Annotated in this window: 23 protein-coding genes; 2 read left to right on the top strand and 21 right to left on the bottom strand. The window is 36.5% G+C overall.

Annotated features, from left to right (window positions below; all coding sequences use genetic code 11):
* The first annotated feature begins 143 nt into the window (after positions 1 to 143).
* Complete coding sequence (locus LB076_RS05625; protein WP_486599207.1) at positions 144 to 1,214, top strand: putative type IX sorting system protein PorV2; 1,071 nt, start codon at positions 144 to 146, stop codon at positions 1,212 to 1,214.
* A 24-nt stretch (positions 1,215 to 1,238) separates the two neighbouring features.
* Positions 1,239 to 2,381: a lipoprotein N-acyltransferase Lnb domain-containing protein gene (locus LB076_RS05620; RefSeq protein WP_066333903.1), complete on the top strand. Its 1,143-nt coding sequence runs from the start codon at positions 1,239 to 1,241 to the stop codon at positions 2,379 to 2,381.
* A 28-nt stretch (positions 2,382 to 2,409) separates the two neighbouring features.
* Here the strand turns inward: LB076_RS05620 and LB076_RS05615 are convergent, their stop codons facing one another.
* From LB076_RS05615 to LB076_RS05515, 21 genes are all read right to left on the bottom strand, one after another.
* On the bottom strand, positions 2,410 to 3,804 hold the full coding sequence (locus LB076_RS05615) for an exopolysaccharide biosynthesis polyprenyl glycosylphosphotransferase (protein ID WP_066334236.1): 1,395 nt from the start codon (positions 3,802 to 3,804) through the stop codon (positions 2,410 to 2,412).
* Between the two features lie 64 nt (positions 3,805 to 3,868).
* Positions 3,869 to 5,218, bottom strand: a complete 1,350-nt coding sequence (locus tag LB076_RS05610; protein WP_066333911.1) for an O-antigen ligase family protein — start codon at positions 5,216 to 5,218, stop codon at positions 3,869 to 3,871.
* A complete protein-coding gene (locus LB076_RS05605) occupies positions 5,211 to 6,293 on the bottom strand; it encodes a glycosyltransferase (protein ID WP_066333913.1) in 1,083 nt (360 codons plus the stop codon). Before LB076_RS05605 ends, LB076_RS05610 begins: the two co-directional genes overlap by 8 nt.
* A complete protein-coding gene (locus LB076_RS05600) occupies positions 6,293 to 7,408 on the bottom strand; it encodes a glycosyltransferase (RefSeq protein ID WP_066333916.1) in 1,116 nt (371 codons plus the stop codon). Before LB076_RS05600 ends, LB076_RS05605 begins: the two co-directional genes overlap by 1 nt.
* Entirely contained in the window at positions 7,396 to 8,355 is a 960-nt protein-coding gene (locus LB076_RS05595) for a hypothetical protein (protein WP_066333919.1), read from the bottom strand. Before LB076_RS05595 ends, LB076_RS05600 begins: the two co-directional genes overlap by 13 nt.
* A gap of 34 nt (positions 8,356 to 8,389) precedes the next feature.
* Positions 8,390 to 9,388: a glycosyltransferase family 2 protein gene (locus LB076_RS05590; RefSeq protein ID WP_066333922.1), complete on the bottom strand. Its 999-nt coding sequence runs from the start codon at positions 9,386 to 9,388 to the stop codon at positions 8,390 to 8,392.
* A gap of 1 nt (position 9,389) precedes the next feature.
* Complete coding sequence (locus tag LB076_RS05585; protein WP_066333924.1) at positions 9,390 to 10,925, bottom strand: glycosyltransferase family 2 protein; 1,536 nt, start codon at positions 10,923 to 10,925, stop codon at positions 9,390 to 9,392.
* 3 nt (positions 10,926 to 10,928) lie between these two features.
* On the bottom strand, positions 10,929 to 12,074 hold the full coding sequence (locus LB076_RS05580; RefSeq protein WP_066333927.1) for a glycosyltransferase family 4 protein: 1,146 nt from the start codon (positions 12,072 to 12,074) through the stop codon (positions 10,929 to 10,931).
* Positions 12,071 to 12,955, bottom strand: coding sequence for a hypothetical protein (locus tag LB076_RS05575; protein WP_066334241.1), 885 nt, complete (start codon positions 12,953 to 12,955; stop codon positions 12,071 to 12,073). Before LB076_RS05575 ends, LB076_RS05580 begins: the two co-directional genes overlap by 4 nt.
* Before the next feature lie 21 nt (positions 12,956 to 12,976).
* Complete coding sequence (locus tag LB076_RS05570) at positions 12,977 to 14,410, bottom strand: MBOAT family O-acyltransferase (RefSeq protein WP_066333930.1); 1,434 nt, start codon at positions 14,408 to 14,410, stop codon at positions 12,977 to 12,979.
* A 41-nt stretch (positions 14,411 to 14,451) separates the two neighbouring features.
* A complete protein-coding gene (locus LB076_RS05565) occupies positions 14,452 to 15,015 on the bottom strand; it encodes a serine O-acetyltransferase (protein ID WP_066333932.1) in 564 nt (187 codons plus the stop codon).
* Between the two features lie 2 nt (positions 15,016 to 15,017).
* Positions 15,018 to 16,418: a glycosyltransferase family 28 protein gene (locus LB076_RS05560; protein WP_066333935.1), complete on the bottom strand. Its 1,401-nt coding sequence runs from the start codon at positions 16,416 to 16,418 to the stop codon at positions 15,018 to 15,020.
* Positions 16,418 to 17,539 (bottom strand): UDP-N-acetylglucosamine 2-epimerase, encoded by a 1,122-nt coding sequence (neuC, locus tag LB076_RS05555; protein WP_066333938.1) that lies wholly within the window; start codon positions 17,537 to 17,539, stop codon positions 16,418 to 16,420. Before neuC ends, LB076_RS05560 begins: the two co-directional genes overlap by 1 nt.
* Before the next feature lie 48 nt (positions 17,540 to 17,587).
* Positions 17,588 to 18,628: an N-acetylneuraminate synthase family protein gene (locus LB076_RS05550; protein WP_066333941.1), complete on the bottom strand. Its 1,041-nt coding sequence runs from the start codon at positions 18,626 to 18,628 to the stop codon at positions 17,588 to 17,590.
* Positions 18,625 to 19,272: a hypothetical protein gene (locus LB076_RS05545; RefSeq protein WP_066333950.1), complete on the bottom strand. Its 648-nt coding sequence runs from the start codon at positions 19,270 to 19,272 to the stop codon at positions 18,625 to 18,627. The genes LB076_RS05550 and LB076_RS05545 overlap by 4 nt, the downstream gene beginning before the upstream one ends.
* Positions 19,269 to 19,937, bottom strand: coding sequence for an acylneuraminate cytidylyltransferase family protein (locus LB076_RS05540; protein WP_066333952.1), 669 nt, complete (start codon positions 19,935 to 19,937; stop codon positions 19,269 to 19,271). Before LB076_RS05540 ends, LB076_RS05545 begins: the two co-directional genes overlap by 4 nt.
* 183 nt (positions 19,938 to 20,120) lie before the next feature.
* Positions 20,121 to 21,329, bottom strand: coding sequence for a glycosyltransferase family protein (locus LB076_RS05535; protein ID WP_070786676.1), 1,209 nt, complete (start codon positions 21,327 to 21,329; stop codon positions 20,121 to 20,123).
* A 4-nt stretch (positions 21,330 to 21,333) separates the two neighbouring features.
* Positions 21,334 to 22,245, bottom strand: a complete 912-nt coding sequence (locus tag LB076_RS05530; protein ID WP_066333956.1) for a glycosyltransferase family A protein — start codon at positions 22,243 to 22,245, stop codon at positions 21,334 to 21,336.
* A gap of 2 nt (positions 22,246 to 22,247) precedes the next feature.
* Positions 22,248 to 23,153 carry a glycosyltransferase family 2 protein gene (locus LB076_RS05525; RefSeq protein WP_066333961.1) on the bottom strand — a complete coding sequence of 302 codons (906 nt, stop codon included), beginning with the start codon at positions 23,151 to 23,153 and terminating at the stop codon, positions 22,248 to 22,250.
* A 39-nt stretch (positions 23,154 to 23,192) separates the two neighbouring features.
* Positions 23,193 to 23,930, bottom strand: a complete 738-nt coding sequence (locus LB076_RS05520) for a glycosyltransferase (protein WP_066333970.1) — start codon at positions 23,928 to 23,930, stop codon at positions 23,193 to 23,195.
* Between the two features lie 2 nt (positions 23,931 to 23,932).
* On the bottom strand, positions 23,933 to 24,568 hold the full coding sequence (locus tag LB076_RS05515) for an FkbM family methyltransferase (protein WP_157776668.1): 636 nt from the start codon (positions 24,566 to 24,568) through the stop codon (positions 23,933 to 23,935).
* Positions 24,569 to 24,649 lie beyond the last annotated feature (81 nt).

The following is a 24,649-nucleotide window of genomic DNA, read 5'->3' as shown; positions in this document are numbered from 1 at the left end:
GAGAGCCTTCATTTTTGGCAGAGATTGTCAACACATTTTGATTGTTTTCTATTTATTTACAAAAGCAGCTCCTAAGCTCAGTAAAAAATTATATTTTTGATAAATATTAAATAATTCCTTTTAGGTCACTAAAAACGTTTGTATTGAAAAACTACCTTTTTTTTGTGTTGCTCTTGGTCTGCAAACTCACGTATAGTCAAAGCATTAGGAAATACTCTAATGAGTTTTTGAATATCGGTGTGGATGCCTCAGCTCTAGCCATGGCCAATACGGCAGTGGCAAGTACTGCAGATGTAAATTCTGGCTATTGGAACCCTGCTGGACTAACCAGATTAGAGCAAGAACAAGTTAGTTTGATGCATGCCAGTTATTTTGCCAACATTGCGCAATATGACTACATTGCTTATGCCAATACTATTGATGACAGAAGCGCTTATGGTATTTCGTTAATCCGTTTTGGAGTTGATGATATTTTAAATACTACAGAGTTGATTGACAGCCAAGGCACCATTGATTACAATAGAATTAGTTTGTTTTCTACTGCAGATTATGGTTTTACGTTTTCTTACGCCAGACAACTACCTGTTGCTGGTTTTCAGTATGGCGTTAATGCCAAAATAATTAGGCGTATTATTGGTGATTTTGCAGATTCTTGGGGGTTTGGTTTTGATGTTGGTTTGCAATTTGAAAAAAATCAATGGCAATTTGGATTGATGCTCCGGGATATTACCACTACTTATAATGTCTGGAATATAAACGAGAAAGAATACAAAAAAATAGCCGCCGCCGCCCCTGGCAAAAATCAGGAACTACCCGAGAGTACTGAAATCACCATCCCAAAGGCACAAATAGGAATGTCTAAAAAATTTATATTTCATTATGACTACAGCCTCTTAGCCGCTGCCAATGCCAACCTACGCTTTACAAGAACAAACGATATTGTTGCAACCAATGCAGTAAGTATCGACCCTGCATTGGGTTTTGAGTTTGGCTATATCGATTTGGTGTTTCTTAGAGCTGGTGTTGGTAATTTTCAAAATGTATTACAATTAGATCGTTCCGAAAAAATCCAATTTCAGCCCAATATTGGTCTCGGTTTTAAATACAAAGGAGTTCAGATAGATTATGCTCTTACGGATCTCGGCAATCAAAGTGCAGCAATTTATTCTAATATATTTTCTCTAAAAGTTGATTTGTCCTTATTTAAAAATTGATTTTATTGCTAAACAAAGATTCTGATGAAAAACACTATGGCACAAAAAGCCCTCTTTCTACTTTTTTTTATACTCTGCATCAATCCATTATCTGCTCAAAAACAGCTTCTTTCGGATCAAGCCCGTGTTAGTGTAATTACCTGCGGAACCGGCAATGCCTCTTACTCTCTATTTGGTCATACAGCCCTACGTATCAAAGATCCCGTAAATTTTATGGATGTAGTGTACAACTATGGTGCATTTGATTTTAATACTCCTAATTTTGTGCTAAAATTCATAAAAGGAGACTTACAATATTTTGCCGTAACCCATCCTTACGACACTTTTATAAGCGAATATACCCTCGAAAAAAGAGCCGTCTACGAACAAGAACTAAATCTTTCTGTTCCGCTCAAACAAGAGCTGCTAGACAACCTAACCCATTCTTTGTCTTCGGGAGACAGCTATTATACCTATAAATTTATAGACAAGAACTGCACCTCTATGGTGGTAGACCTTATCAATAAAACACTAAAAACCAAAGCCATTGTTAAGAAAACCGATACCGAAATTTCTTATCGAGCTATCTTGTTCCCATATTTTGAGCATCATTTTTACGAAAAGTTAGGCACAAGCATTATTTTTGGAGAAAAAGTGGACCGATTAGCAACGCAGTTGTTTTTGCCTTTTGAATTATTAAAAAGTTTAGAACAACTATCCTATCAAAAACAGTCCCTAATCAAGGGTACTACTACAACTGTATTGGATTTTGAGCAACAAATCCCCGTTTCGTGGTGGAATAACGCCTATACGTATGTTGCTTTTCTTATTTTTGTTATTCTAATTAATTCCAAAATAATTAACCAAGCCTACTTGCTTATCATGGCTCTATTGGGCGTGTTTTTTGTATTTGCAGGTTTTTATTCAGACCACCAGGAGCTAGCATATAATTATAACATACTGTTGTTTAATCCATTATTATTTGTACTATGGTATTTTTATACTACTAAAAATAGCTCTTATATTTATAAAGCTGCCTTAGCGAACGTATGTTGCCTATTGGTATATGTGGCATTGGTGGCAGACAAAATACATTTTGTTATTGTCTTGCCCTTGGTTATTACCAATGCCATTATTTTTATTAGATTGGTTTTTCAGAACTACAAAAAAACTCCAATTAGCATCTAATTTTAACGACAGTAGGGTTCTAAAAAAATTATTGTCCTCGGTACAAAACAATGGTAGTTATGGTTTTTATGGTAATATTTAAGTCTAGATAAAAACTCCGATGCTTGATATAATATAAATCATATTGCAGTTTGACCAAGCTATCCTCTATACTCTCTCCGTAGCTATAATTTACTTGAGCCCAGCCAGTAAGCCCTGGTTTGATGATGTGTCTGGTTTCATAAAAGGCCATTCTTTTTGCAATTTCTGCCACAAAATAAGGACGCTCCGGACGCGGGCCAATTATAGCCATATCTCCTTTTAGTATGTTGATAAATTGCGGAAATTCATCAATTCTTGATTTTCTCAAAAATTTTCCAAATGTATTTACTCTTTTGTCGTTGCTGGTTGCAAAAACAGCTTTGCCTGTTTCGGCATTTTTTATCATGCTTCTAAATTTTATTATCTTAAACACTTTGCCGTCTTTGCCTACGCGCTCTTGGGTGTAGAACAATTTGCCTCTATTGCCCAAAAGATTTCCGAGCAAAACTAACGGAATAAGCATGCCCATAAGTACTAACCCTAAAATGGAGCAAACCAACTCCAACACCCGAACAATGGAGAGGTATAATTTGTTTTGATTGCTGCGGCTAAAAGGAAAAAACCGATAAAAATCTTTGTCTACAAATTGTACCGGAATGCGCTGGGTTTTGCTTTCATAGACCTGTGTATACTCTCTAATTAGACTGCCTGACTTTAGCAATTGTAATAATTGCCAATACAATTCATTGGTGATAACTTCGGTTTTACGGGCGCCTATTACAATTTCGGATACCGCATTTTGGCTTACATAAGAGCATAAATCTTCTTTTTGGATGTGGGCTACATAATGGGTCTTTAGAGCGATTTCTTCAGGAGTGTCGGCACTTACATAGCCTACAATTTTATAATGCGGATCTATGTTTTCTAAACCAACTACTAACTCTTCGACCTGATCGTTATCACATATTAGTATTGCTCTCTGAAAAAAAAGTGCCGATGCCAAAAATCGGACATAAAAAAGCCTCCATATAAATAATGCGATCAAAATGACCAAATAAAAAGCCACGATCTGCACTCTGTTGTTTGGCAATAGAGGAGATAAAATTGGTGTCAATAAATACACTACCACTACTGTAGAAACCGTAATTAAAGTACTTTTTAAAACCTGAAACTCATTACTGGCTACTTGCAAATTATACATCTCAAAAATGGCCCCAAATACATTTATATAAATAATTAGCATGCCAACCCAAGGAATGGTAGTCACTGAGGCGGTCAAATATTTTAGATCAAAAAAAACACCTACGCTATATAAAGAAGTTAAAACTACAAGAACATCTATCAAACGAAGTAGCATTTTTCTTTCGGATATTTCAAAATAAATTTTCTTTTTGGTCATTATGGTACGGTACTTTTGTGGCAATTTAGTGTTTTGGATTTAAATTTATGCGCTAATTATTAAAAAGCTATTTTAAGCTGGTATCCTTATTTAAAGAAGGCACCAATTGTACCCGGAGTAAGGATAAAGAATATACAAAAGCAGGAACTGCAGTTCGCATGGCAGCATGGTTGATGGTCAAAAACCAAAACACCACAAAGCAAAACAAATAGAGATTGAACTTGTTTTCAAAATATAAAATTAGCGGGGTCAAAAAAAGAATTCCTAATCCAAGGAGACCTAACAAGCCATGCTCTGCCAACATTCTGGTAATTTCGTCATGGGAGAGCACTTTTATTCCGATTTCTTTTTCTCTGAGCTCTGCGGCAACTCCAGCACCTACGCCAAATAGTGGGTTTTTTAAAAAAGTATTCAACTCATTTTGAGCGATATCTTCTCTTCCAGTAAATTGGCTTTCTTTGGCTCTACCTGCGGCATCTTGATTGGCATAACGTTTGTTGATTAATCCATCGGTTTGCAAAGAAGTATAGCTCCAAACAGCCATTGTGGCTACTGCTAACAAAAGCGCTAAAAAACTCAATTTTAGTTTTCCGTTGCTGTTTGTTTTGTAATACAAAAAAAAGAACAACAAAACCACCATCAAAAAACCAGTAATCATGCCTCCTCTAGAAAAAGTGACTATCCCACGATAACTCATATTTAGTGCCACAATGAGATTAATGGCAACCAGGAGTTTGGTTTTAGATTCTAAAATCATTCGAGAAAAAAACACAAACATTCCAAAACCCAAAAAAGTAGCTACTTGGTTGGGACCAAACCCGCCAGAGGTTTCAAAATTAGATTGGGTACTGGTGATTACATCCTGAACATTTGGAGTATAAAAAGTCAAATACACCATACACGATACAATGGGAAGCCCAATGCTCAAAAGAATGTTGTTGATTTGTTTAAACGTAACGTTTCTTCTAAAGGTATACAAAGAGGCGATCCCCAAACATACCGGACCGGATATATTGAATGCAATGGTTTTTCTAATATCGGAGTCATAGTTTAAAGAGTACGTTGCCATAATCACTCCCGGAATTAATAGTAATAAAAAAATCCAGTATGGGAAAGCCCCTTTTGAAAACCCAGCATAGCGCATGCCTAGCAACATAAAAGCAATCACTCCGTATTTAGAAATTTCATACAACGGATTTCCTCCTGTCATGCGCAAAAAGACTTCGCTGCCCACAATATATGCAGCAACTAATAGCACTTCATTGTTTCGGTTGTGGGTTTTTATTACATAGTAAAGCCCGAAAACAAAAATAGAATAGCCGTAAATTTTGGACACAAACGGAAATAGAAAAATCAGGAAACCAATTCCTGCATGAAAAAGTACTAATTGGATATAGGTAATTTCTTGCTTAGTCATTTTGTATCTCTTCGTATCTAGCAATTAATTGTTTTAAAACCGTCTCCGGACTGTATTCCTTAAGCACTAGTTGTTGCAAAGATACCCCAAATTGGTTTCGGGAACGGACGTCCGAAATAATTTTATGCAATTGGTTTTTTAAATCTTCGGTGTTGTTAGGGTCAAAAAGCAAGCCGGTTGTAGTGTTTTTTATTATCTCCGAACAAGCCCCTACATTGGCACATAAAGTAGGCAATCCAATGAGTCCATACTCTAACAAACTAACCGGAAAGCCCTCAGAGGTGGATGCCAAAACACCTATTGTGGCTTGTGCCAAAATGGACGAAATGTCTTTTTTGAGTCCATACAAAAATACCGATTCTGATAAATTATTGGTCACCAGAAAATCCTTTAGTGTATCCGAATAGTTGTCTTGGTAATCTTTGCCAACAAAATGCAAACTCCACCCTAAGGCACTTAGTTCTAAAGACTCAAAAGCCACCAGAAGTGCCAAATGATTTTTGGGATCTTTGAGATTGGCTACACACACAATCCGTTTGCCTTTGGTTCCTTTTAAAACGGTTGAAGGTGTTTTCTCTAAATCTAAAACAGCAAAATTAGGGATATAAAACACTTTTTTACAAAAGAGTTTTTGTTTTACCCAACCAACCAAGGGCTTGTTTACCACAAAAATTGCCCTAAAAAATAAAGAACAAAATACTATTCTTAAATTATTTAGTGTAGATTGGTCTTGGCGCGCACCATAGTGCTCGTGCCAAATTATTTTTATAGAAGGACAACTTATTTTTAATAAAACTGCCGTAAAAAAAGAAGTACCGTGCGCATGTACCATTGCTACTTTGTTGTGGCGTATATAGTTTCGTAATTTCAAAATTGCCTTCCAATCCATGGCCTTTTTTTTGGCTAAAAACAAATACGAGCAATTCTTTGCAATCGTTTTTAGCAGAGGACCTTCTTTTCGGGTAACCACCAATCCTGAAAAAGCAATTTTGTCCGACAACGCATTGGCATACTGAACTGCTATACGCTCTGCTCCACCCGCCTCTAGAGAGTCTATGATTTGTACAATACGCATTAAAATAGTATTTTTTTTATTTCAGCTTCAAAAAAATCCAGCGTGTATTGCTGGGACCAATCAAAAGCTTTTTTTTGCTTTATCTTATAGGCCATGTTGTTTTGTAGAACAGCCGTTAGTTTCAGAATATCTAGATTCCAATCCATGGCCAACAACTCCCCTCTTTTTTCGTTATCTAACATATCCGTAACGCAGGAAACAGCAGTAACCACAGGCACAGAGCCCCAAAACATAGCCTCGGCAATTGCCTTGGGCCAACCTTCACTTTGCGAAGGAAGCAGTGTAAAATGGCTTTGTTGGTAGGCTTTTTTTAAGGTTGCTTTGTTTTGATTTCCTTTTAGAGTTATTATTGGCTCTAATTTATTTTCTAAAATATAGTTTTCTAAATTACTTCGTTCTATGCCCTCGCCATATAAATCTAAGCTTACATCAAAGCCTTTATAGAACATTTCTGCGACTAATTGGATGGCATACAAAGGGTTTTTTCCTTTTGTCAAAGCTCCTACAAAAACAAAACCCACCTTAGATCTCAGATCTTTAATCTTTAAATCCTCCTTTTCGTTTTCAAAATAACTTGCCGTAAAAAAGGATTTGCAATTGTTGGTTTGCCCATCCCAGGCGCCATAAATTAAAACCTGCATGTTTTTGGTCCAAAAAGTATTTTGAAGTATTTTTTGCTGCAGCATATAGGTCCAAGGTTGCTTTGCTTTGGGATCCCAATTAGCGGCATATTTAGCCGTTTTAGGCGTATTCGGAAAAAAAAGCTGCATTATACATCCCAACAATCCAATATTTCCGGGACAACGCAAATGGATGTGATCTGCTTTTTGCATGGCTCTAAATAGGCGTAAACAATTAATCGGAATACAAAAAAAAGCTCTTATAGCCGATTTTATGGTCGTTACATCAAAACTATAAACAGGCTGAATTTTAATGCAATGGTGCTGGTAGTTGGTATCTATTGCGGATCTTTTTTTACTGGACAAAGGAGCTAGAATCTGGATTTGGTCTACTTGTTTTGCCCAAAGGTTCATTTCCTGAACATAGGGTGCATACGCAAAATACTGATGCGCTTCTTTTATATGCGGAACACTCGTGATAATTAAAAATTGCATTGGCTACAAATCAATTCAACAATATATTTAGCTTGTGCTCTTGGTGTACAAAATTCGTCAAAATACTTTTTGCCATTGCGCGCAATCGTATCATGATACGTCTTTTGTTCTAAAATTTTATTGACCACCGTTTCATATTCTTGGGTTGAAGATACAACATGTATATTATGCATGGGATGTAAATTGATTGGAAAATCAATTTTGAAAGGAAAAGACAAAACAAAAACTCCAAAGTTAAGATATTCTGCAAGTCTCCAACTAACGGCATCGCAAACTGCCGGATTGTTGAAACCTATAAGAGATTTGGAACTTAATCTAGAAAACGTTTTTGCAGAATATTTTTCAGTATTCACAACCGCATCGTATCCATAATTATTTCCATCCGACCTAGGTACAAATCCGCCTTTAAAGTGCAATCTTATATCTTGCTTACAATATTTAATAAAGGCCGCTCTAATTTCATTGGTTACTGGTTCTTTTTTCCAAATATTTGCACTAAAAAAAACAAAAGTATCTTTAGTGTCCGAATATTTATGATTTCTAAACGATGGGCGTCTAAATTGTGTATATACTTCCCGAGCCAATTCTTTGGGTTTAAAAAAACGAAATAAATTCAATCCAAAAAGTCTCGTATAGAGTGGTAAAATATTAATTGGATAATGTGGAAAGAGGGGCTTTACATTAATCTGTTTATAAGACTCCAGTTCTTTATGCTTGTTTGTAACAAAATACACACTCGATTGTTCGTAAAGTTCTTGAATTACCCCCATAGGATCTCTATTATCAATAACCGCAATTTTATCATTTACTCTAAAAATTAATAGCGGGGTATTGTTGTATTTCTTAAAACGAGTATCCAATACATAATGAATTGTATACTCTTGGCTCAACCCGTACAAATAATAAGAAGAGCAATAATTCGGAATATTTAATATTGTAATCAGCATATTTACCTTCTTTATTTTTTTAATAAACGCAAAATCAGTTCCTTCTTGGTTTATTTAACAACAAACTCCACCAACCTACGGTTCTGCCAAGAGCTTCCGTAAGGGCTTCTTTTTTGGAACTGCTTGTGAGTACATTTGTAAACCGAATGAGAGTCAATAAAATCGTGATGGCGTGCCACTTTAATTGGTGTTGGATTGTTGGTTTGGGATTTTTGGTACGCCATACATACCAACCATTGCGTACCACCATTTTGCCATAATGATATGGATTTGGCCTACCAGCTGCATCATGATAATGTTTTAATTTAGCAGCAGTATTCAAATACAGTTGCCCCATTTTAGAGACTCTTAGCGTAAAATCGGCATCTTCATACAATCCATATCCTTCAAAATAAGTAGAAAAAACCTGAGTATTGAAAACGGTTTTCTGAAAAGAAGAAACGCCTCCCATCAACATTTCGACGGGGTACACTTTGCCACTCGGAGGTAAAAAGCCCACACTGCGCCCGTGAGAATACATAGACGAATATCCAGGTGGACAATCACTATCGAGACCCAGTTTTTTACGCATCACAAAACGGCTTCCTTCTTTTTGTTTCCAACCGTCAAAATAATATTCATCCCTGGAAGGCTGATAATCATAGCCTACAAATTCACTTTTGATTTCATTACTAATATACCCACCTACGCCTACAGCATCTGGATATTGCTGATAGGTGCTTCGTATTTGCTCCAAATAATCCTCTTCGAGCACGGTATCATCGTCTAGAAAACAAACCACATCTATGCCATTTGCTACGCGTGCTATACCATAATTCCGTTGTTTGGTTAGGCCACGATCTTGTGCAGTGACCTTAAAATAGTCTAAATTATTAAAGGTATGCTGCTGCAAAATTGCCTCCGTTGCAACATCGGTAGAGCCATCTATTATTAAAATTCTGTCTGGATATAGCGTTTGCTTCTGTACCGACTCTAGCAACCTCAGCAAAGGTTCTGGACGCATATAGGTACATATAATTAAGGCAAATTTCATTTTATAAACGGTTTAATTTAGCAGCCCAATAAAGACTTTTGTTCCATTGTTTTTTAAAAACCAAAAAGTAAGTATAGGGATTTTTAATGGATTGGTGTTGGTAATATTTAAAAAACAAAATGGTCTTATAGCCAAGATTTTGCTGTTTTGTTTTGTGGTTTATTTGAAATAGCATTACCGTAGGAGACGGTTTGGGCTGGATTTGATCCTTCTGCCAGGCTAGTATGGGTTTGGTTCTAAAGCCGCCTACCGGTGCTTTTAGATGCAAAATCCTAGGTTCTGGCAAATACAATACATCCGTCCCTTGGTTTCTAATTTGCATCCCAAAGTCCGTATCCTCACCATAACCAAACTCATACCCCATCCGGAATGCACTTTTTTTTAGAACGTGACTTCTAACAATACTGCAACCCGCACCAAAACTTTGCCATTGCACTACGGTATTGAAACTGTTTTTTTCGTTTTCTCTTAAACAATTAGCCGAAACAGCACTCACCCCATACTTTTCTATCGCAAGAAAACTATTCTCCAAAAAATCAGCCTCAAAAACAATGTCATCATCGGCCATAAAAACCCATTCGCTTTCTACCTCTTGCAAGGCTAGATTTCTGGCATTACAAGCTCCTGCTTGGTGCGTAAAAATATGTTTTATTTTAAATGGCCAGCTTTCTGTTGTCAAATAATCTAATTCCGAAACACTAGTATCCATCGGGTTTTGCTCTACAACCACCACTTTTTGTGGCACTATTGTTTGCTTTGCTAAATCCTTTAAAACCTGGTGTAAATATTTTTTTCTGCCAATGGTAGGAATAATAACATCGATGGTTTTCTGCTGAACCTCATTTTTGTTTGAAACACCATTTATATCCTCTAAATCTATCTTAGTTCTTGTTCTCTTTTTATAAAAAAACGAAAGAAAAAAAGGTAAAAAAGGTAGTTTGTTTTCGTACCACAACAAATTCAGAAACAGCAAAAATACCCAACGGGTTTTGTAATGTTGTTGTACAAATCGAAACAAAACAAACAGGGACTTTTTTAGGTCTTTGCTATGGTTCTGGTCCAAAAGTAATTTAGGCTCTGAATAGCACAGCAAGCCTTTGGGCATGGCTACCTTTGCTACCGAATTTAAATAATAGTCCAAATCCTGCTGACAAGCAATCTCGCTTAGCTTTAGTAACACCGAAGCATGAACCATCCCTACAGCACTACTCATTTGCCAAGTAGGGAACCGTACTTTTTTATTTACATTCACAAACAACGATTCGTCTACATAACCAATACAATCTCCCAAAAAAGAGGAACTATTTGGGTCAAAAGAGAGCAGTAATTTAGGGTGGTGAAATACGGTTGGTAAAGCCGCAATATTTAAATAAGGCGCATAAGCAACCCGACACCATACCAAAGTAGCTTGCGGATTTTTACGGGCTATTTGTTGTAACCCGCTTGAGACAGTAGCCGTAGTATCAAAATCAACTTGTTCTCCTAATGCGTTTTCGACCCTCGAAATAGCGGTATCTGTATGGTATATAAAAAGCAAATTTTATGGAATTAGGGTTTTATAAAAAGCCATGCTTTGCTTTGCCACAACGGCAATACCAAATTTTGTTATTGCTTTTTCTCTGGCGGCCAAAGCTATTTTTTGCTGCAAAGCGACGTTTTCAAGCAGCATATTTATCTTAGTGGCGTAACGCGAATGTGCTTTTGGGTGCACCAAAAACCCGTTTATGCCATCTTCAATAACCTCTGTAGCCCAACCAATATCCGAAGCTACAATGGGTTTTTGCAACGCCATGGCTTCTATCCACGAGACTGGCAACGCCTCGGCAAAAGACGGAAAAACACAAACTGTTGCGGCATTTATGTGGGTTTGAATTTCACAATGCGGTACCGCTCCCAAATAATGGACACGCAACAATGCTTCTGGCGTAAAGAGCTGTTGCACCATTTTCCAGGTGGAATTGGAACCCGAAATAATATCGGGCACATCTTTACCTACCAAAATCAATTGTGCCTCTGGGTTGATTTGGACTAATTTATTAAAAATTAAAGGCAGTTCTAGCAATCCTTTTTTTCGGATAAGGCTCCCAAAATACAAAACCGAATTGGGCACAACAGTGCTATTTTGGTTTGGATCAAAAGCAGCTACATCAATGGAGTTAGGTATAATGGTAAACTTTTTATGAAGACCAAAAACAGCATTGGTTTTATGGGCGGTAAACTCGCTCACAGAGAGCAGTGCATTTGCCTTTTGTAAGGCCCGTTTTTCATGAAATTTATTTTTCCATTTTACCTTGCGTTGGTCTAAATTACAGAAATAGGTATCGGTGCCATTCAACCGAATCGCTATTGGGCATTTTTTGGGACGTATAAAAGAGGTCATACCAGTCCAATCTGGCGCTTCTACTAGATCAATTTGGTTGTTTTGGTGCAATTGATTAATGATTTTTTGAATTTTTTTTTGGGTAAAAAACCAAGAAACTCCTTTAATCTTGATGTTTTTAATGCGCTGAACCACGATACCATCCTCCTCAAAAACCGCATCTTGTGCTTGGCCGTGCACCAAAATACGCACTTGGCATCCAGCCGCTACAAGCCCTGTAGCTAGGTTCTTGATGCTAGTACCTATGCCGCCGGAATTGCCCGTGAGAGCGTGTGGGTATTCTGGAGTAAGAAAGGCTATTTTCATTTTTGGTTTTTAAAAAAATCATTTAGTATAATGCTGCTAAAAAGCCTTGCCCCAACATCATTGAGGTGTCCACAAGAAGAAAAATAGCGGTTCTCTACCACCGCATTTTCATAATTGTGAATCTCTGGATAGGCTTTATGTACTTTGTCAAAATAATTCATGCCCGTTACATTCTCACACATTGGTGTCATGATGGCAATAAAACGAATGTTATGGGCCTTGCATAACCCTTTTATTTCTTGGTAATAGGTATTGTGTGGCAGCGGGTTTAGGTTCACAATATTGTTTTTCATATTCCCTTTGGTTTTCCCTAAGGAGTAGTAGCCTCCGTTTTCTAACAGTCTTGATTTTTTTTGAATGGCTGTAAAAAAGGTTTCTCGAAACCCGATTTTAGTTTCATATTTCAAATACCTGTAAAACGGAATGTAGTAGAGTTCGTTAAAATCTTTTTCATTTTCAAAATGCTTTCGCACTATTTTAGAACTATGCAGATAGGGTAAGTATTTAGCTGATATCCCTTCGGCCTGATGGGTATTGGATAGATTCAAATCTGCCTCTAGGATTACGTTTTTGATTTCGTATTTTCGTTCGATCATTAATTTTAGCAGCAAAGAGGCTTCAAACAAATGACCACCACTCATGCCGTAATTGAATGTTTTTAGGCCTTGTTTTTCAAACAATTCTGACACAAAATGGTTATTGGCTCTGGACGAACCTAAAATGACCACATCATAGTTGCGAGCAGTTGAATTGAAAACATAATCGATTTTTCCTCTGTTTTTAGAATGTTTATAAATGGTGGTAAAACCAAAATCTAAGGCTATTGCCATCACCACAAGAACGAGGCTCATTTTTAAAATAAAAAGTAAAAACTTTTTCATATCCATTGGTACTATTTTGTTTTAGAACTGAAAGTAGATAAATTCTTTATAATCCGAATAGGTTCCTAAGGCAATAATAGCGGCAATTGCCAAGGCTACTTTTAGCCAACTGTTTTTGCCCGAGAGTGGTTCTTCTTTAAAGCGGTTGTTCCATTCTACCACCACAAAAAGCAGGAGTATTCCTAACAATTCATAATTGTACCTTTCGTTGGATAAATATTGCGAACTAAAACTGGCCTGGGTAAACATTCTTTTGAGATACAAAACAGCGTCTGTAATGGATTTTGCTCTAAAAAAGATCCAAGCCAAACACGCTAATGCAAAAGTGTACACCATGTGCAGCATCTCTTTTGCGGAAGCGACATCCCATTGCAACGCTACCATTTCTATATTAGATCTGTTTTTATTGAGCAATAAAAGCGGCAAAAAATACAAGGCATTGATACATCCCCAAGCCAGATAGGTCCAGTTGGCGCCATGCCAAAAACCACTAACTACAAAAATAATAAACACATTGCGTACTTGTCTGATTTTGGAGCCTTTGCTACCGCCAAGCGGAATATACAAATAATCCCGAAACCAAGAAGAAAGAGAAATGTGCCAACGACGCCAAAACTCGGCAATATCTCTGGAGAAGTATGGGTAGTTAAAGTTGCGTAGTAAATCCATTCCAAATAACTTGGACATCCCTAAGGCCATATCTGAGTAGCCTGAAAAATCACCGTAAATCTGAAACGAAAAATAGACCGCTCCCAATACCAAAGACCAAGAGTTCATGGAGCTGTAATTGTCAAAAATAGCGTTGGCATAGGTTGCGCAAGTATCTGCTACGACTACTTTTTTAACTAATCCCCAGATAAATTGGTACGCCCCTTGCTTGGCTTTTGTATAGTCAAATGTTCTTTTTAGTTTGACTTGTGGCAACAAATGCGTGGCTCTCTCAATAGGACCAGCAACCAATAGCGGAAAATAACTCACAAATAGGGAATAATCCACAAAGTTGTATTCGGCTTTTATTCGTTTATAATAAATATCAATCACGTAGGATAGACCATGAAAAGTGTAGAATGAAATCCCGACTGGCAAAACTACATCCAGCAAAAACGGACTGGTTTTGAGTCCGAAATCATCTAAGAGTGTGGCAAAAGAGCTGGCAAAAAAATTGTAGTATTTAAAAAGCCCCAGTAACCCTAAGTTAATTGCAATACTCAACCAGAACCAGAATTTTCTGATTTTTTTGTTGTGGTTTTTTTCTATTTGAATTCCGGTATAATAATCCAAAAAGGTCGAAAAAACCAATAAAAACAGAAACCGCCAATCCCAACAGGAGTAGAAATAATAACTAGCTAGTATTAATAGAAGGTTTTGACTGCTTTTGGTTTTATTAAAAACAAACCAGTACAATACAAAAACAATGGGCAAAAAAACCGCAAAGGTTAGGGAGTTAAAAAACATATTGTGGTGCTAAATTGGAGGTGCAAAAATAATGCTTTTAGTTATACTTTGGTGTTATGAATATAAAATGCCGAAAGATCTTTGTCTAAAATTTGTATCTCCGAAGAGCTTACTGTCACGTGGCTCGGAATGGTTTTGGTAACCACGGCATTGGCACCGATGGTAGTGTGGTTACCGATGGTAATATTGCCAAAAATACAAGCGCCCGGACCTACAAAAACACGATCCCCTAGGGTTGGAACTCCTTTGTTTTGGCCATAATTACTGACTCCAAGGGTTACTCCTTGTGAAATATTACAGTGGTTGCCAATAATGGTATCTCCATGGATTACGACACCTCCAAAATGCCCGATATAAAAACCGTTTCCTATTTTGGTTCTGTACGAAATATCCAAACCGTATTTTACTTTTAGTCTTTGTAACCATACAAAAAAGCCATAAAACAAGATTCTGTTATGTATTCTATAATATTGGGTTAACCGAAAAATGGTCATAAATTTCAAGCCCGGATTTGGCATCAGTACAAAGGTTTTTAGTAGGATCTTAAAGCTAAGATGACCAATGCCATGTCTTTTATAATCGGATAAAATGGTTTCTTTTAGCATTTTTATTTGTTGCAAATTTCGGTGATGGCCTGCCAGATTCTTTTGGAAGCATCCTTAGCGGGATGCTGGTTGATTGTTTCAAACCATTGTTGTGCTTGGTCCGTGATTGCTGTGGGCTGTTGATCTAAAATTTGTTGGATTTTAATTTCTATCTCGGCTGCACTGTGCAACCAAAAAACAGCTTCTTTACTTGGCATGGATCTAAAATGAATGTATTGGTAGATGTGTGCCACAAACCAGTCTTTTTGTACTTTATTTCTTACCTCATAATTAATATACCCACAGGGTTTGTTGTTGGTTGCAAAATCAAAAACCATAGAAGAGCCTAAATTTAGTACCATTTCAGAATGAGCAACGGTATTAATTTGTAAATCCATATCCTCTTTTGTAGGCAACACACCTCCCCAATGGGTACCTTTGTTTTGCCATAAGGGCGCTAATGGAACAATAATATCTTTGTAGTGTTCCAGCACGGCAGCATACCTTGTTGAAAAATCTACAGGGCATCTTCTAAAAATTATTCCTAGGTTATACCCTTTTTGATTTAATTTTTTTACTGCGGCAGCTACATCTGCTAGGTATTGCGGATCATCGGGGCAGGTGGTTATATCATCTCCAGAATAACACACATATTTTTTATCTAAATCTAAAGCATTGTTTTTAAAAAAGACTTCTCTAGATAATTTTCTATTGGCATCAAAATGTGGTTCAAATTGTGGCGATCCAGTAATAAAAATTTGTTCTTCTTTAATATAGGGATAATAGAACTGAAGTTCTTTTTTCATGTGGGCACTCCAGACACAATAGTAATCGGTTTCTAGAACCAGGGTGGCCTTTGGTAAATTATCCCACGAAAAAATAAATGCCACGGTAGGGATCCCCAACGATTGTGCCGCTAATATGGGCGCAATAGAAACCGTATGCCTTTGGTTGGTACAAAAAACTATGTCTGGTTTTTCTTTTTTTAAGGTATTTAAACACGTGTTATAAAAAGCCGTTTGTTTTTCTTTTTGGTGGATTTTATTTCTAACTTTTACTAGCCCTTTTTCTGACGAATGCTGTTGTATAATTGTGTTTAAAAGTATTTTTTTTAGTTTGTTTTTAAACCCCTTGTTGTTTTGCTCAAAACGATACGTATTGTAGGTTTTGTCATTTGTTTTTTGGCAGTTTAAATCCAGCTCAATTTGTTGGCGTGCATTTTTATAAAGGGTGGTTAAAGGGTGTGGTTTGGCATTTTCGATTTTGATTTCGCGGTAGCCCATTGCCGCCAAATCAAAGGGGGTTCCGTTCCAGTAAACCACCTCTAGCCCTTTATTGGTACCTATAGCTGAAAAATCTGTAAATACAAAATTGCGCAAACCGATTCCGTCCGGTAGTAAAATAATTATTTTTTGGTCAGACATTAATTTTCTCTAAATTGTTTTTGATGGTTAATTTTCCAAAAAGCGTCTTTTTTTATGGATTCTAAAAAGAGTGCGCTACTGTTCCCTTTGCCAAAATCCGGATTTACAGTTGTGGTTTGGTGGCTGTCTATAGCTTTTAATGCATTGTGGATACTCGCAAAGGTATAATCTACATTTAGAATAGCTGCATGAATGGCACGGTTTTGTTGTCTGGTACCTATGTTTATAATAGGAACCCCATAATAAGGTGCTTCTCTAATGCCGGCGCTGCTATTGCCTATAATGAATTGTGCGTTTTTGAGTAAGCTCAAAAAATACTCAAATCTAAGAGATGGAAAGATTCGGAACCGAGGATTGTTTTGTACTCTTTTGTATTCTTGTATAATGTGTTTGCTGCCTAAATCATTGTTGGGGTAAATGATAACGTAATTATGGTTGTCTGCCAATAAACTAGTAACAAAATTTTCGGTGTAGTGCTGCATCTCACTTGCCTCAGTGGTTACGGGGTGAAACATCGCAATGGCAAATTTTTTAAAAGGAATTTGGTAGTATTTTTGGGCTACTTCTAGGCTGGGCAATGTATCTGAAAACATAATGTCTATATCCGGAGAACCAATGGTAAAGATAGAGCTGCTTATTTCGCCCATTTGCAGCAAGCGTTTGGCTGCTGCCGTATTAGAAACAAAATGTATGTGACTGAGTTTAGTCACACTGTGCCGGATTAATTCATCGACGGTTCCAGACAACTCGCCACCTTCAATATGTGCCACTAAAATATTGTTCAACGAGCCTACTATTGCTCCTGCTAGGGTCTCTACTCGATCGCCATGTACCACTATCAAATCTGGCTTTGTTTTTTTGCAATAGCCAGACAGGCCTTCAATGGTTTTTGCTAATGTTAGATCCATGGTGGCTTCATGGGTATGGTTTTTAAAGGTATGTATGTTTTTAAAATTGCATCGTTCAATTTCTAATAAGGTATAGCCATATTCTTGTTGCAAATGCATTCCGGTAACAAATACAAATACCTCATAATCGGGATGCAAATCCAGAACAGAAACCAAGGATTTTATTTTGCCAAAATCAGCACGTGTGCCGGTTAAAAATAGTATTTTTTTCATTCGTTATTTTTCAATAAAAATGGTTCGTAAGAACCGAATCTACACCTTTTATTCTATATCTTCGAGCTGCAACTGTTCATCAATGCTTATATCTCTAAGAGCAATTTTGCCTAACAATTCTTCAAATCGTTCTGCCAGAATCTCTCCGGTACCTGGTCTTTTTACCCAAATATTATCTTTTGTAAGCGGTTCTCCTTTTTTAATTGCTTGAATACTGCATACGGTTGCAAAAGCAAAATCTATGGTTACTTGTTCTTCTGGTGCGGGTTGTTTGGTTCCGCCACGCATTTGCCAGATTTCATTGGTATTTTGTATTAAATCTTGGGTTGTTTGCTCGTCCATACTGCATACAATATCGGGACCGCTGCGTTGCATGCTGTCTGTAAAATGACGTTCCAGAATACTTGCGCCTAAGGCCACTGCACCTAAACAAGCATTGTTATTTAGGGTATGGTCAGACAAACCAAATACTTTGTCCGGAAAAGCGTGGTGCAGTTGCATCATGGCTCCCAATCGCACCAAGTGAATCGGTGTAGGATACAAATTGGTGGTATGCAATAGGGCTACTGGCACCTTATGTTTGTCAAAAATAGCTACTGCTTTGGCTACGCTTTCTATGGTGTTCATTCCGGTACTCAAGATAACGGGCTTGCCAAAAGTGGCAATATGTTCTAGCAAGGGATAATTGTTGCACTCGCCAGAACCTATTTTGTAGGCAGGAACCTTAAATTTTTGTAGTCTATTTGCTGCTGCTCTAGAAAAGGGTGTGGAGATAAAAAGCATCCCTTTACTTTCTACATATTCTTTTAGGCTTAATTCATCGGTTTCATTTAAAGAACAGCGCTCCATGATGTCATAAATAGAAACATCGGCATTGCCTGGAATTACTTTTTTGGCGGCAGCACTCATTTCGTCTTCTACAATGTGGGTTTGGTGTTTTATTACCTCAACGCCTGCTCTATGGGCTGCATCGACCATTTTTTTGGCTACAGCCAAAGAGCCTTCGTGATTAATTCCTATTTCGGCAAGGACCAAAGGAGCATAATCTGGCCCTATTTTTCGGCCTGCTATTTCTATATATGGGTTCATTTGCTTTTGTATTTTCTTATTTTATTTTTAACAAAAGTCTTTATTTTTTGTTGCATCCAAAATAAATTCATTTTAGCGGTCGGATTTGTAAATATTAACTGCCCTCCTCCTACATAATTATGAATACTGTTTTCTCCATGAGCATATGGTTTGCTTTTATTTAGAGTGATGACATGGACATATTTGCATTTAGGAAAAATATTTAAAATTATTTCTTTTTGCAATTTTCTGTCTCCTTCAATGAATATTATGGCATTCTTGGAGCAATAATTCTTTATCTTATTTAAGCAATCGTCATAGCCGTCTATAATAATAAAGTCAAACGTATGGTTCTTAATCTGATTTAACTCAGAGTATAAGTGTAGTTTATTAAACGCAATTACATTGGTTTGCAAAGCCTTTAAACAAAACACATTGTTTTCTGTGCCAAAATAAGCAATATTTGTTTTTTTGGGGTCAAAATACTGCAATACCGTATCCGAAATAGATCCAATCCCTAATCCCAATTCAAGAATGGTGTGTAAGGAAAATTTCTCTATGAGTACTAAAATGGTTTCTAATGCAAATTCACTAGCTATGTATTGACTGCCTTCAAGACCACAAAATTTTTTATAATTTGCAACTGCTATTCTTTTTATTCTCATAATGTTGTTTTTTTGTTTAACAAATAAGCAGCGTATTCAAAATCATCTTGGGTATCTATATCCACATTTGCAAAAACATGGTTTACTAGATACGGAAAGCTATTTTTGTCCATAATTATACCCTTCTTAATTTGTTTCGCGTCACAAATATAAAGCAGCCCATTTTCAAAATAAAGAGGATTCAAATCTTGAGTTCGCTGTCCGGATTTATAATTAATTGGAACAAAACAGTCCTGAACAATAGTGCCTAACTTGTGATGATTGCGGCTAACGGTGAATAAACTACTCGAGCGGTTGTTTATAAATTTTGCAAATGCTTCTTTCAGCAAGTTTTCGGGACGCAATGGATTTGTGGGTTGCAACACAATTACATTGGTTACATTATTTTCAATGGACTCCAATACGTGCTGCAAAGCCGTTATGGTAGGTTCTAGATCTCCGGAAATATGCTCTGGGCGATCAATCACTTGCACACCATGATCCAAAGCTATTTTTTTTATCTCTGCATCATCTGTACTGACGTATATTTCATCAATTATATCTCGATTATTTTTTGCGTAGGCAATGGAATGAACCAAAAGCGGAATCCCTTCTAAGAGCATGCTGTTTTTATTAGGCAACCGTTTGGAACCTCCACGTGCGGGTAGAATTACAATATTTTTCATAATTAGTTATAGATGCAAATTTATGCTAAAAACGTATAAACATTCAAAATCTCCGTATTTCTTAAAGGTACCAATACATTTGCGATTGGTTGTATTGAAACCCCTCTCTTATAACCCCAACCACAGCACCATGAAATATTCTGGATCATTTGGAACGGAAGACCCTACTTCTGGTTGGTTGAACTAATTTATCGAGAGCATGTCTTTTATTTTTTTTTGGAAATGCTGCTCTCCAAAATAATCGCCAAATACATTGGTTTTTTCTTTATTGTATAATGTATTTTCTATCAATGCTTTTAACTTTGATTCAATATCTTTTTGATTGGTACTTCTGGCAAGGTATCTGTTGTCTTTGATAATGGAACGCAACTCACAATCCCTTGGCAATAAAGCCAAAACAGGTTTAGAGAGCGAGGCTATAAATGGTGTTTTGCCTAGCAAAATATTGCTGTAATCTGAGGTGCTTTCTAAAATAATTAAAATATCTGCTTGTGCCATTTGTTCGTTTGCCGAATTTGAAAAATCTAAGGTGTCCAAAATATGGATATTCTCAAAGGCTTTATATTTTTGTTTTATTCTAGTATTCTCAGCGCTTTTTAAACGAAGGACAAATTCGGATTGTACCAGTATTTGTGGGTATGTTTTTAACAAATTTACATACGCATCCAATACAATATCTACATTGCGCCCAAACTGCAGTCCGCCATGATATGAAATGGAGATCGGTTTTTGTTTTTTACGGACTTGGGTTGTGTTGGTTAGGTTAAAAACGGATGGATCGTATTGATGCGGTAGGGTATAAAACTTTTTTTGACTACCATAAATTAGTTGCAAATCTTTGGAAAGCAATGCAGAAGGCGTCATGCATTTGTATGCTTTTTGGACAATCTTGTACATTTGTTTCCAATCTATTAGATCCTTTTTTGTTAGAGGTTTAGATCCACTGGCGTCAAAAATTAAAGGATACGGATCGTGAAAATTAATAATTGCCTTGGCAAGTAGCCGGGTCCCTTTGAGTGCTAAAATGGTTTCGTAGTCTAGCCCGGAACTTCTAACAAAAACCAAATCATACTCCTCTGGGTGGATCTTTGTTATTGGTTTTTTGTATTGATTGATGACAAAGGTTTTATATAATGATTTTATAAAGATCCTTCTATAAATAGCATTTAGAATTTTTAAACCCAAGGAAGGCTTTGTTTTAACCCGATGTATTGTTATGTGGTCTACTTTCAAAAAATCGCTGTCGTAAGAATGTAAATAAGACATAAAATAATGTACCTCCACGATGGCCTTGGGATACAATTGCCTTAATTTTGCAAGAAAGGAACGAGTAACGATTCCTTCACTAGTACCTGAGACTCGTGCATCTTGAAGTATAATCAGAATCTTCATTGTATTAGGTTATGATTTTATTTTTTATACTAACTCCGGCTTTACCCAGAAATGTAAAATACTTTTTAACGTAGTTTTTTTTGTAATATAGCTGGGTTAAAAGGCTCCAAAAGCGCAAGTTTTTTTTGTTATCCAAAAGGGTTTTTTCGAGCTTGTTTTGCAATACTTGGATTTGGTCTTTATCAAAAAAGGATTCTTTTTTATCTAATAAGTAATAATAAAAGGCAAAACTAGCTTCGTTTTTTAGTAACAAATTATCGGTTCTTGAAGTAATATTTTCTCCACTTAGCCTAAAACAGACTACGGCTTCATTAATGGTAAAGATTAAACCAAAGTTAGAAACTTCGAGCACTGCTAAAATATCCGAATACCAAGCCAAGGGAAGGTTCTTAAATTTTAGTTCTAATAATACTTTTTTATTAAAAACAAATTCGCTCAAAGAAGAACGCGTTCCGCCTTTAAATTTGCGCATCAAAAAGGCTGTAGATTGTTCGAACTCCGGATGGGTATATATGGCTGACAAGGCTACATTATGTCTGTCTATCACTTGGGTTGCATACCTTAGTATGTTTATATTCTTCTTTTGGATTGTCTCTATGTTTTGATAAAAAAGAGCTACACAATTAGCTCCAATAGTATCATCATCCCCCAGTAGCATTACCCATTTTTCGTGGGCAACCATGGCCAAGCAACGTTCCCATTGTTGGGTTAACGAATAAGAACCTATATTGTTCTCAAAATGCTGGTACTCAAAATCTATTTTTCTTTTAAACTTTTCTAACAAATCACAAGGACATTCTGAACTAGCATCGTTCCCAATATAGACTTTGAATCTTTTGTCTGTTTGTAAAGCCAACGATTGTAAGGTTGCTTCAAAAAAACGAATTTTATAATACGGAATTACTATTGCCAGCATCTTTATTTTTTAGTATAAATCCATTCCAATACCTTTTTAAATGGTTTTAAAATGCCAAGTTTAGATAGTCCTCTCTTAATTAAATTGCCTACAATATAGGTATTGGATGCTTTGATTTCATTGCGCTTGGTTTTAAAGTATACTGCAGAGGTGTAGTATCTAGAAAGCATGCTTATGGTCAACCCCTGGTATTGGGATTCGGACAAAGGTGTTTTAAGGTATTGGTAGGCTTTTATTACATCCGGCAGCATGTCTTTGGATTGTGTGATGCTGTTTGGGTTTTTTCTGTAAAGGGCCAATGGTTGGTCTATAAAACCTGTTTTGCAATTTGTTTTGTACAAACAAATCCACATAACCCAATCTTCTTTTGCTCGTAACTCCTCCGGAAATCTAAATTTTTCAAAAAAAGATGCCGCAAATAATCCGCAATGTATGGGTATGGTAAACGAACTTTCCCAGTGGTATAGTATTTTATCTAAAGTGAACAGCTGTTGGGATAACTTGCAATAAGGCTCCGAAGATTGTGCCGGGTTGGTATCAAACATTCTAAAATTAGTGATTACCGTGTTGGTTCCATGGTCTAAGTTTATACGGTTTATTGAGGCCTCTAATTTTTGGGGCGCTAAATAATCATCTGCGTCTAAAAATTGTATAAAGTGTCCTGTTGCCATTTTTAAACCTGCATTCCTAGCACTGCTTAAGCCTCCATTTGGTTGGTAGCCGTATTTAAATCTAGCGTCTTTGGTTGTCCAATTACGAGCTATTTTTTCAGTGTCATCAGGACTGCCGTCGTTTATAATAATGCATTCCCAATTGGTATAGGTTTGCACCAATACCGATTGTAAGGCCGCATCTAAAAATTGGGCTTGCTTATAACAAGGGACGATTACGGAAATTTTTGGTGTCATTTATACTAACTAATACGTTGTAAATACTACTTTTACAGCTTAAACGCTTTCATTTTTTTGGACAAAAATAGTTTTAATTATTCTAAAGAGGTCTTTAAAACTTCTTTTTGGTGGAGCTGGTACAAGTGCTTCAGAATCGATCCAAGAACTACTCCATAAATGTACTGCAAAACTCTCCGGCCGAAGGTATTGTTTATAATTTGCTGCATCTGTTTTGTCTTGGTATTGTAGCGGATAGAAATAGGCCGCCGGATATATGGTGATCTGCTCAGTGGTACTTATTGTATCCAATGGAACATCCAAACCATACATTTGCTTAAAAACCCGAGTTACAATTCTTGGAATGGTGATGGTGCCCCAATCTGTTTTTTTAGTTATTTTTATAGAACCATATTCCGACATGCATTTTTGGATAAAATTACTGTGTGGAGTGGTTCCTATTATGCTGCAATTGATAAACGTTTTACATTCTGCACCCAAAAAAGTGGTATTGCATAAAAGACTATCCAATGGCTGCAACAGCAGCATGTCCGTATCCAGATAAATACCTCCCTGTTCGTACAATACTTTTAATCGGATGTAGTCTGCTACAAATGCCCATTTTTGTTGTCGGTAGGCTTTTTTTACAAAGGGTAGCCTTAGGTCTGAGTTGGTTTCGTTCCATTCTATTATTTGGTATTCTGGCAAATGTAATTTCCAGGATTCCAGGCAGTCTTTAATTAATGGAGACTTTTCGCCACCGCCAAACCAACAATAATGGAGCACTTTAGGAATCATCTTTAGAGTTTTATTTTATTTAAATCCAGTGCTATAGTATCTCCCAATTCGGAAAACAAATAATAGCCTTGACTTTGTAATAAATTGGTGGTTTTGAGTTGGTCTTCTGGTTTTAGGTTTACAAATTCATATTTAATAATTGCAGGTTTACTTATGCCAAAATCAAGCATCTTTAGCACTTCATAATCAAAACCCTCTGTGTCAATCTGTAAATAATCTATTTTCTGGTTGTAATTGGCCCGAATAATATCCATCAAATTGTCTGCTGCTACCTTTTCAAGGATTATATCTTGGCTGTTAATTTGAAGTTTTTGATGGTGGTGTATATCCAAAGAGGCAATTCCTTTTACCCAATCTGGATAGTTACTTAAAGACTCTTGTTTTATTTTATAAAGCTCAATTTGCTTTTTTTCAGGGTGTACCGCTTTATTTATCGTAAGTATACCCGGAAATTGGCTGTAATTATTCTCTAATTCTTTAAAATAATCCTTTACGGGCTCTATTACAATTCCTGTAGAATTTCTTGTAATTACAAAATCATACAAAAAATCAAAACTAATCCCATCATTTGCCCCAACTTGAATAAAAGAAAAAGGAGTATTTTGTTTAAAATTCTTTTCTAAAATTCTTTTGCTCAAAAATAGTTTAGACCTAAGCAAAGAGGTTTTTAGAACCTTGCTTTCTAATCTAACTAGCCATACTATTAAAAAATTAAACCA

Origin of the sequence: Flavobacterium crassostreae (genome assembly GCF_001831475.1) — a bacterium.
In the GTDB taxonomy this organism is placed as follows: domain Bacteria; phylum Bacteroidota; class Bacteroidia; order Flavobacteriales; family Flavobacteriaceae; genus Flavobacterium; species Flavobacterium crassostreae.
Note: the sequence above shows the minus strand (reverse complement) of the source record. Positions and strands in the feature narration are given on the sequence as shown.

Coding starts and splice junctions, on each gene's coding strand:
- LB076_RS05620 (WP_066333903.1), top strand. CDS start 1,239: ATGAAAAACACTATGGCACAAAAAGCCCTCTTTCTACTTTTTTTTATA.
- LB076_RS05610 (WP_066333911.1), bottom strand. CDS start 5,218: ATGACTAAGCAAGAAATTACCTATATCCAATTAGTACTTTTTCATGCA.
- LB076_RS05605 (WP_066333913.1), bottom strand. CDS start 6,293: ATGCGTATTGTACAAATCATAGACTCTCTAGAGGCGGGTGGAGCAGAG.
- LB076_RS05600 (WP_066333916.1), bottom strand. CDS start 7,408: ATGCAATTTTTAATTATCACGAGTGTTCCGCATATAAAAGAAGCGCAT.
- LB076_RS05595 (WP_066333919.1), bottom strand. CDS start 8,355: ATGCTGATTACAATATTAAATATTCCGAATTATTGCTCTTCTTATTAT.
- LB076_RS05590 (WP_066333922.1), bottom strand. CDS start 9,388: ATGAAATTTGCCTTAATTATATGTACCTATATGCGTCCAGAACCTTTG.
- LB076_RS05580 (WP_066333927.1), bottom strand. CDS start 12,074: ATGAAAATAGCCTTTCTTACTCCAGAATACCCACACGCTCTCACGGGC.
- LB076_RS05575 (WP_066334241.1), bottom strand. CDS start 12,955: ATGAAAAAGTTTTTACTTTTTATTTTAAAAATGAGCCTCGTTCTTGTG.
- LB076_RS05570 (WP_066333930.1), bottom strand. CDS start 14,410: ATGTTTTTTAACTCCCTAACCTTTGCGGTTTTTTTGCCCATTGTTTTT.
- LB076_RS05565 (WP_066333932.1), bottom strand. CDS start 15,015: ATGCTAAAAGAAACCATTTTATCCGATTATAAAAGACATGGCATTGGT.
- LB076_RS05560 (WP_066333935.1), bottom strand. CDS start 16,418: ATGTCTGACCAAAAAATAATTATTTTACTACCGGACGGAATCGGTTTG.
- neuC (WP_066333938.1), bottom strand. CDS start 17,539: ATGAAAAAAATACTATTTTTAACCGGCACACGTGCTGATTTTGGCAAA.
- LB076_RS05550 (WP_066333941.1), bottom strand. CDS start 18,628: ATGAACCCATATATAGAAATAGCAGGCCGAAAAATAGGGCCAGATTAT.
- LB076_RS05545 (WP_066333950.1), bottom strand. CDS start 19,272: ATGAGAATAAAAAGAATAGCAGTTGCAAATTATAAAAAATTTTGTGGT.
- LB076_RS05540 (WP_066333952.1), bottom strand. CDS start 19,937: ATGAAAAATATTGTAATTCTACCCGCACGTGGAGGTTCCAAACGGTTG.
- LB076_RS05535 (WP_070786676.1), bottom strand. CDS start 21,329: ATGAAGATTCTGATTATACTTCAAGATGCACGAGTCTCAGGTACTAGT.
- LB076_RS05530 (WP_066333956.1), bottom strand. CDS start 22,245: ATGCTGGCAATAGTAATTCCGTATTATAAAATTCGTTTTTTTGAAGCA.
- LB076_RS05525 (WP_066333961.1), bottom strand. CDS start 23,153: ATGACACCAAAAATTTCCGTAATCGTCCCTTGTTATAAGCAAGCCCAA.
- LB076_RS05520 (WP_066333970.1), bottom strand. CDS start 23,930: ATGATTCCTAAAGTGCTCCATTATTGTTGGTTTGGCGGTGGCGAAAAG.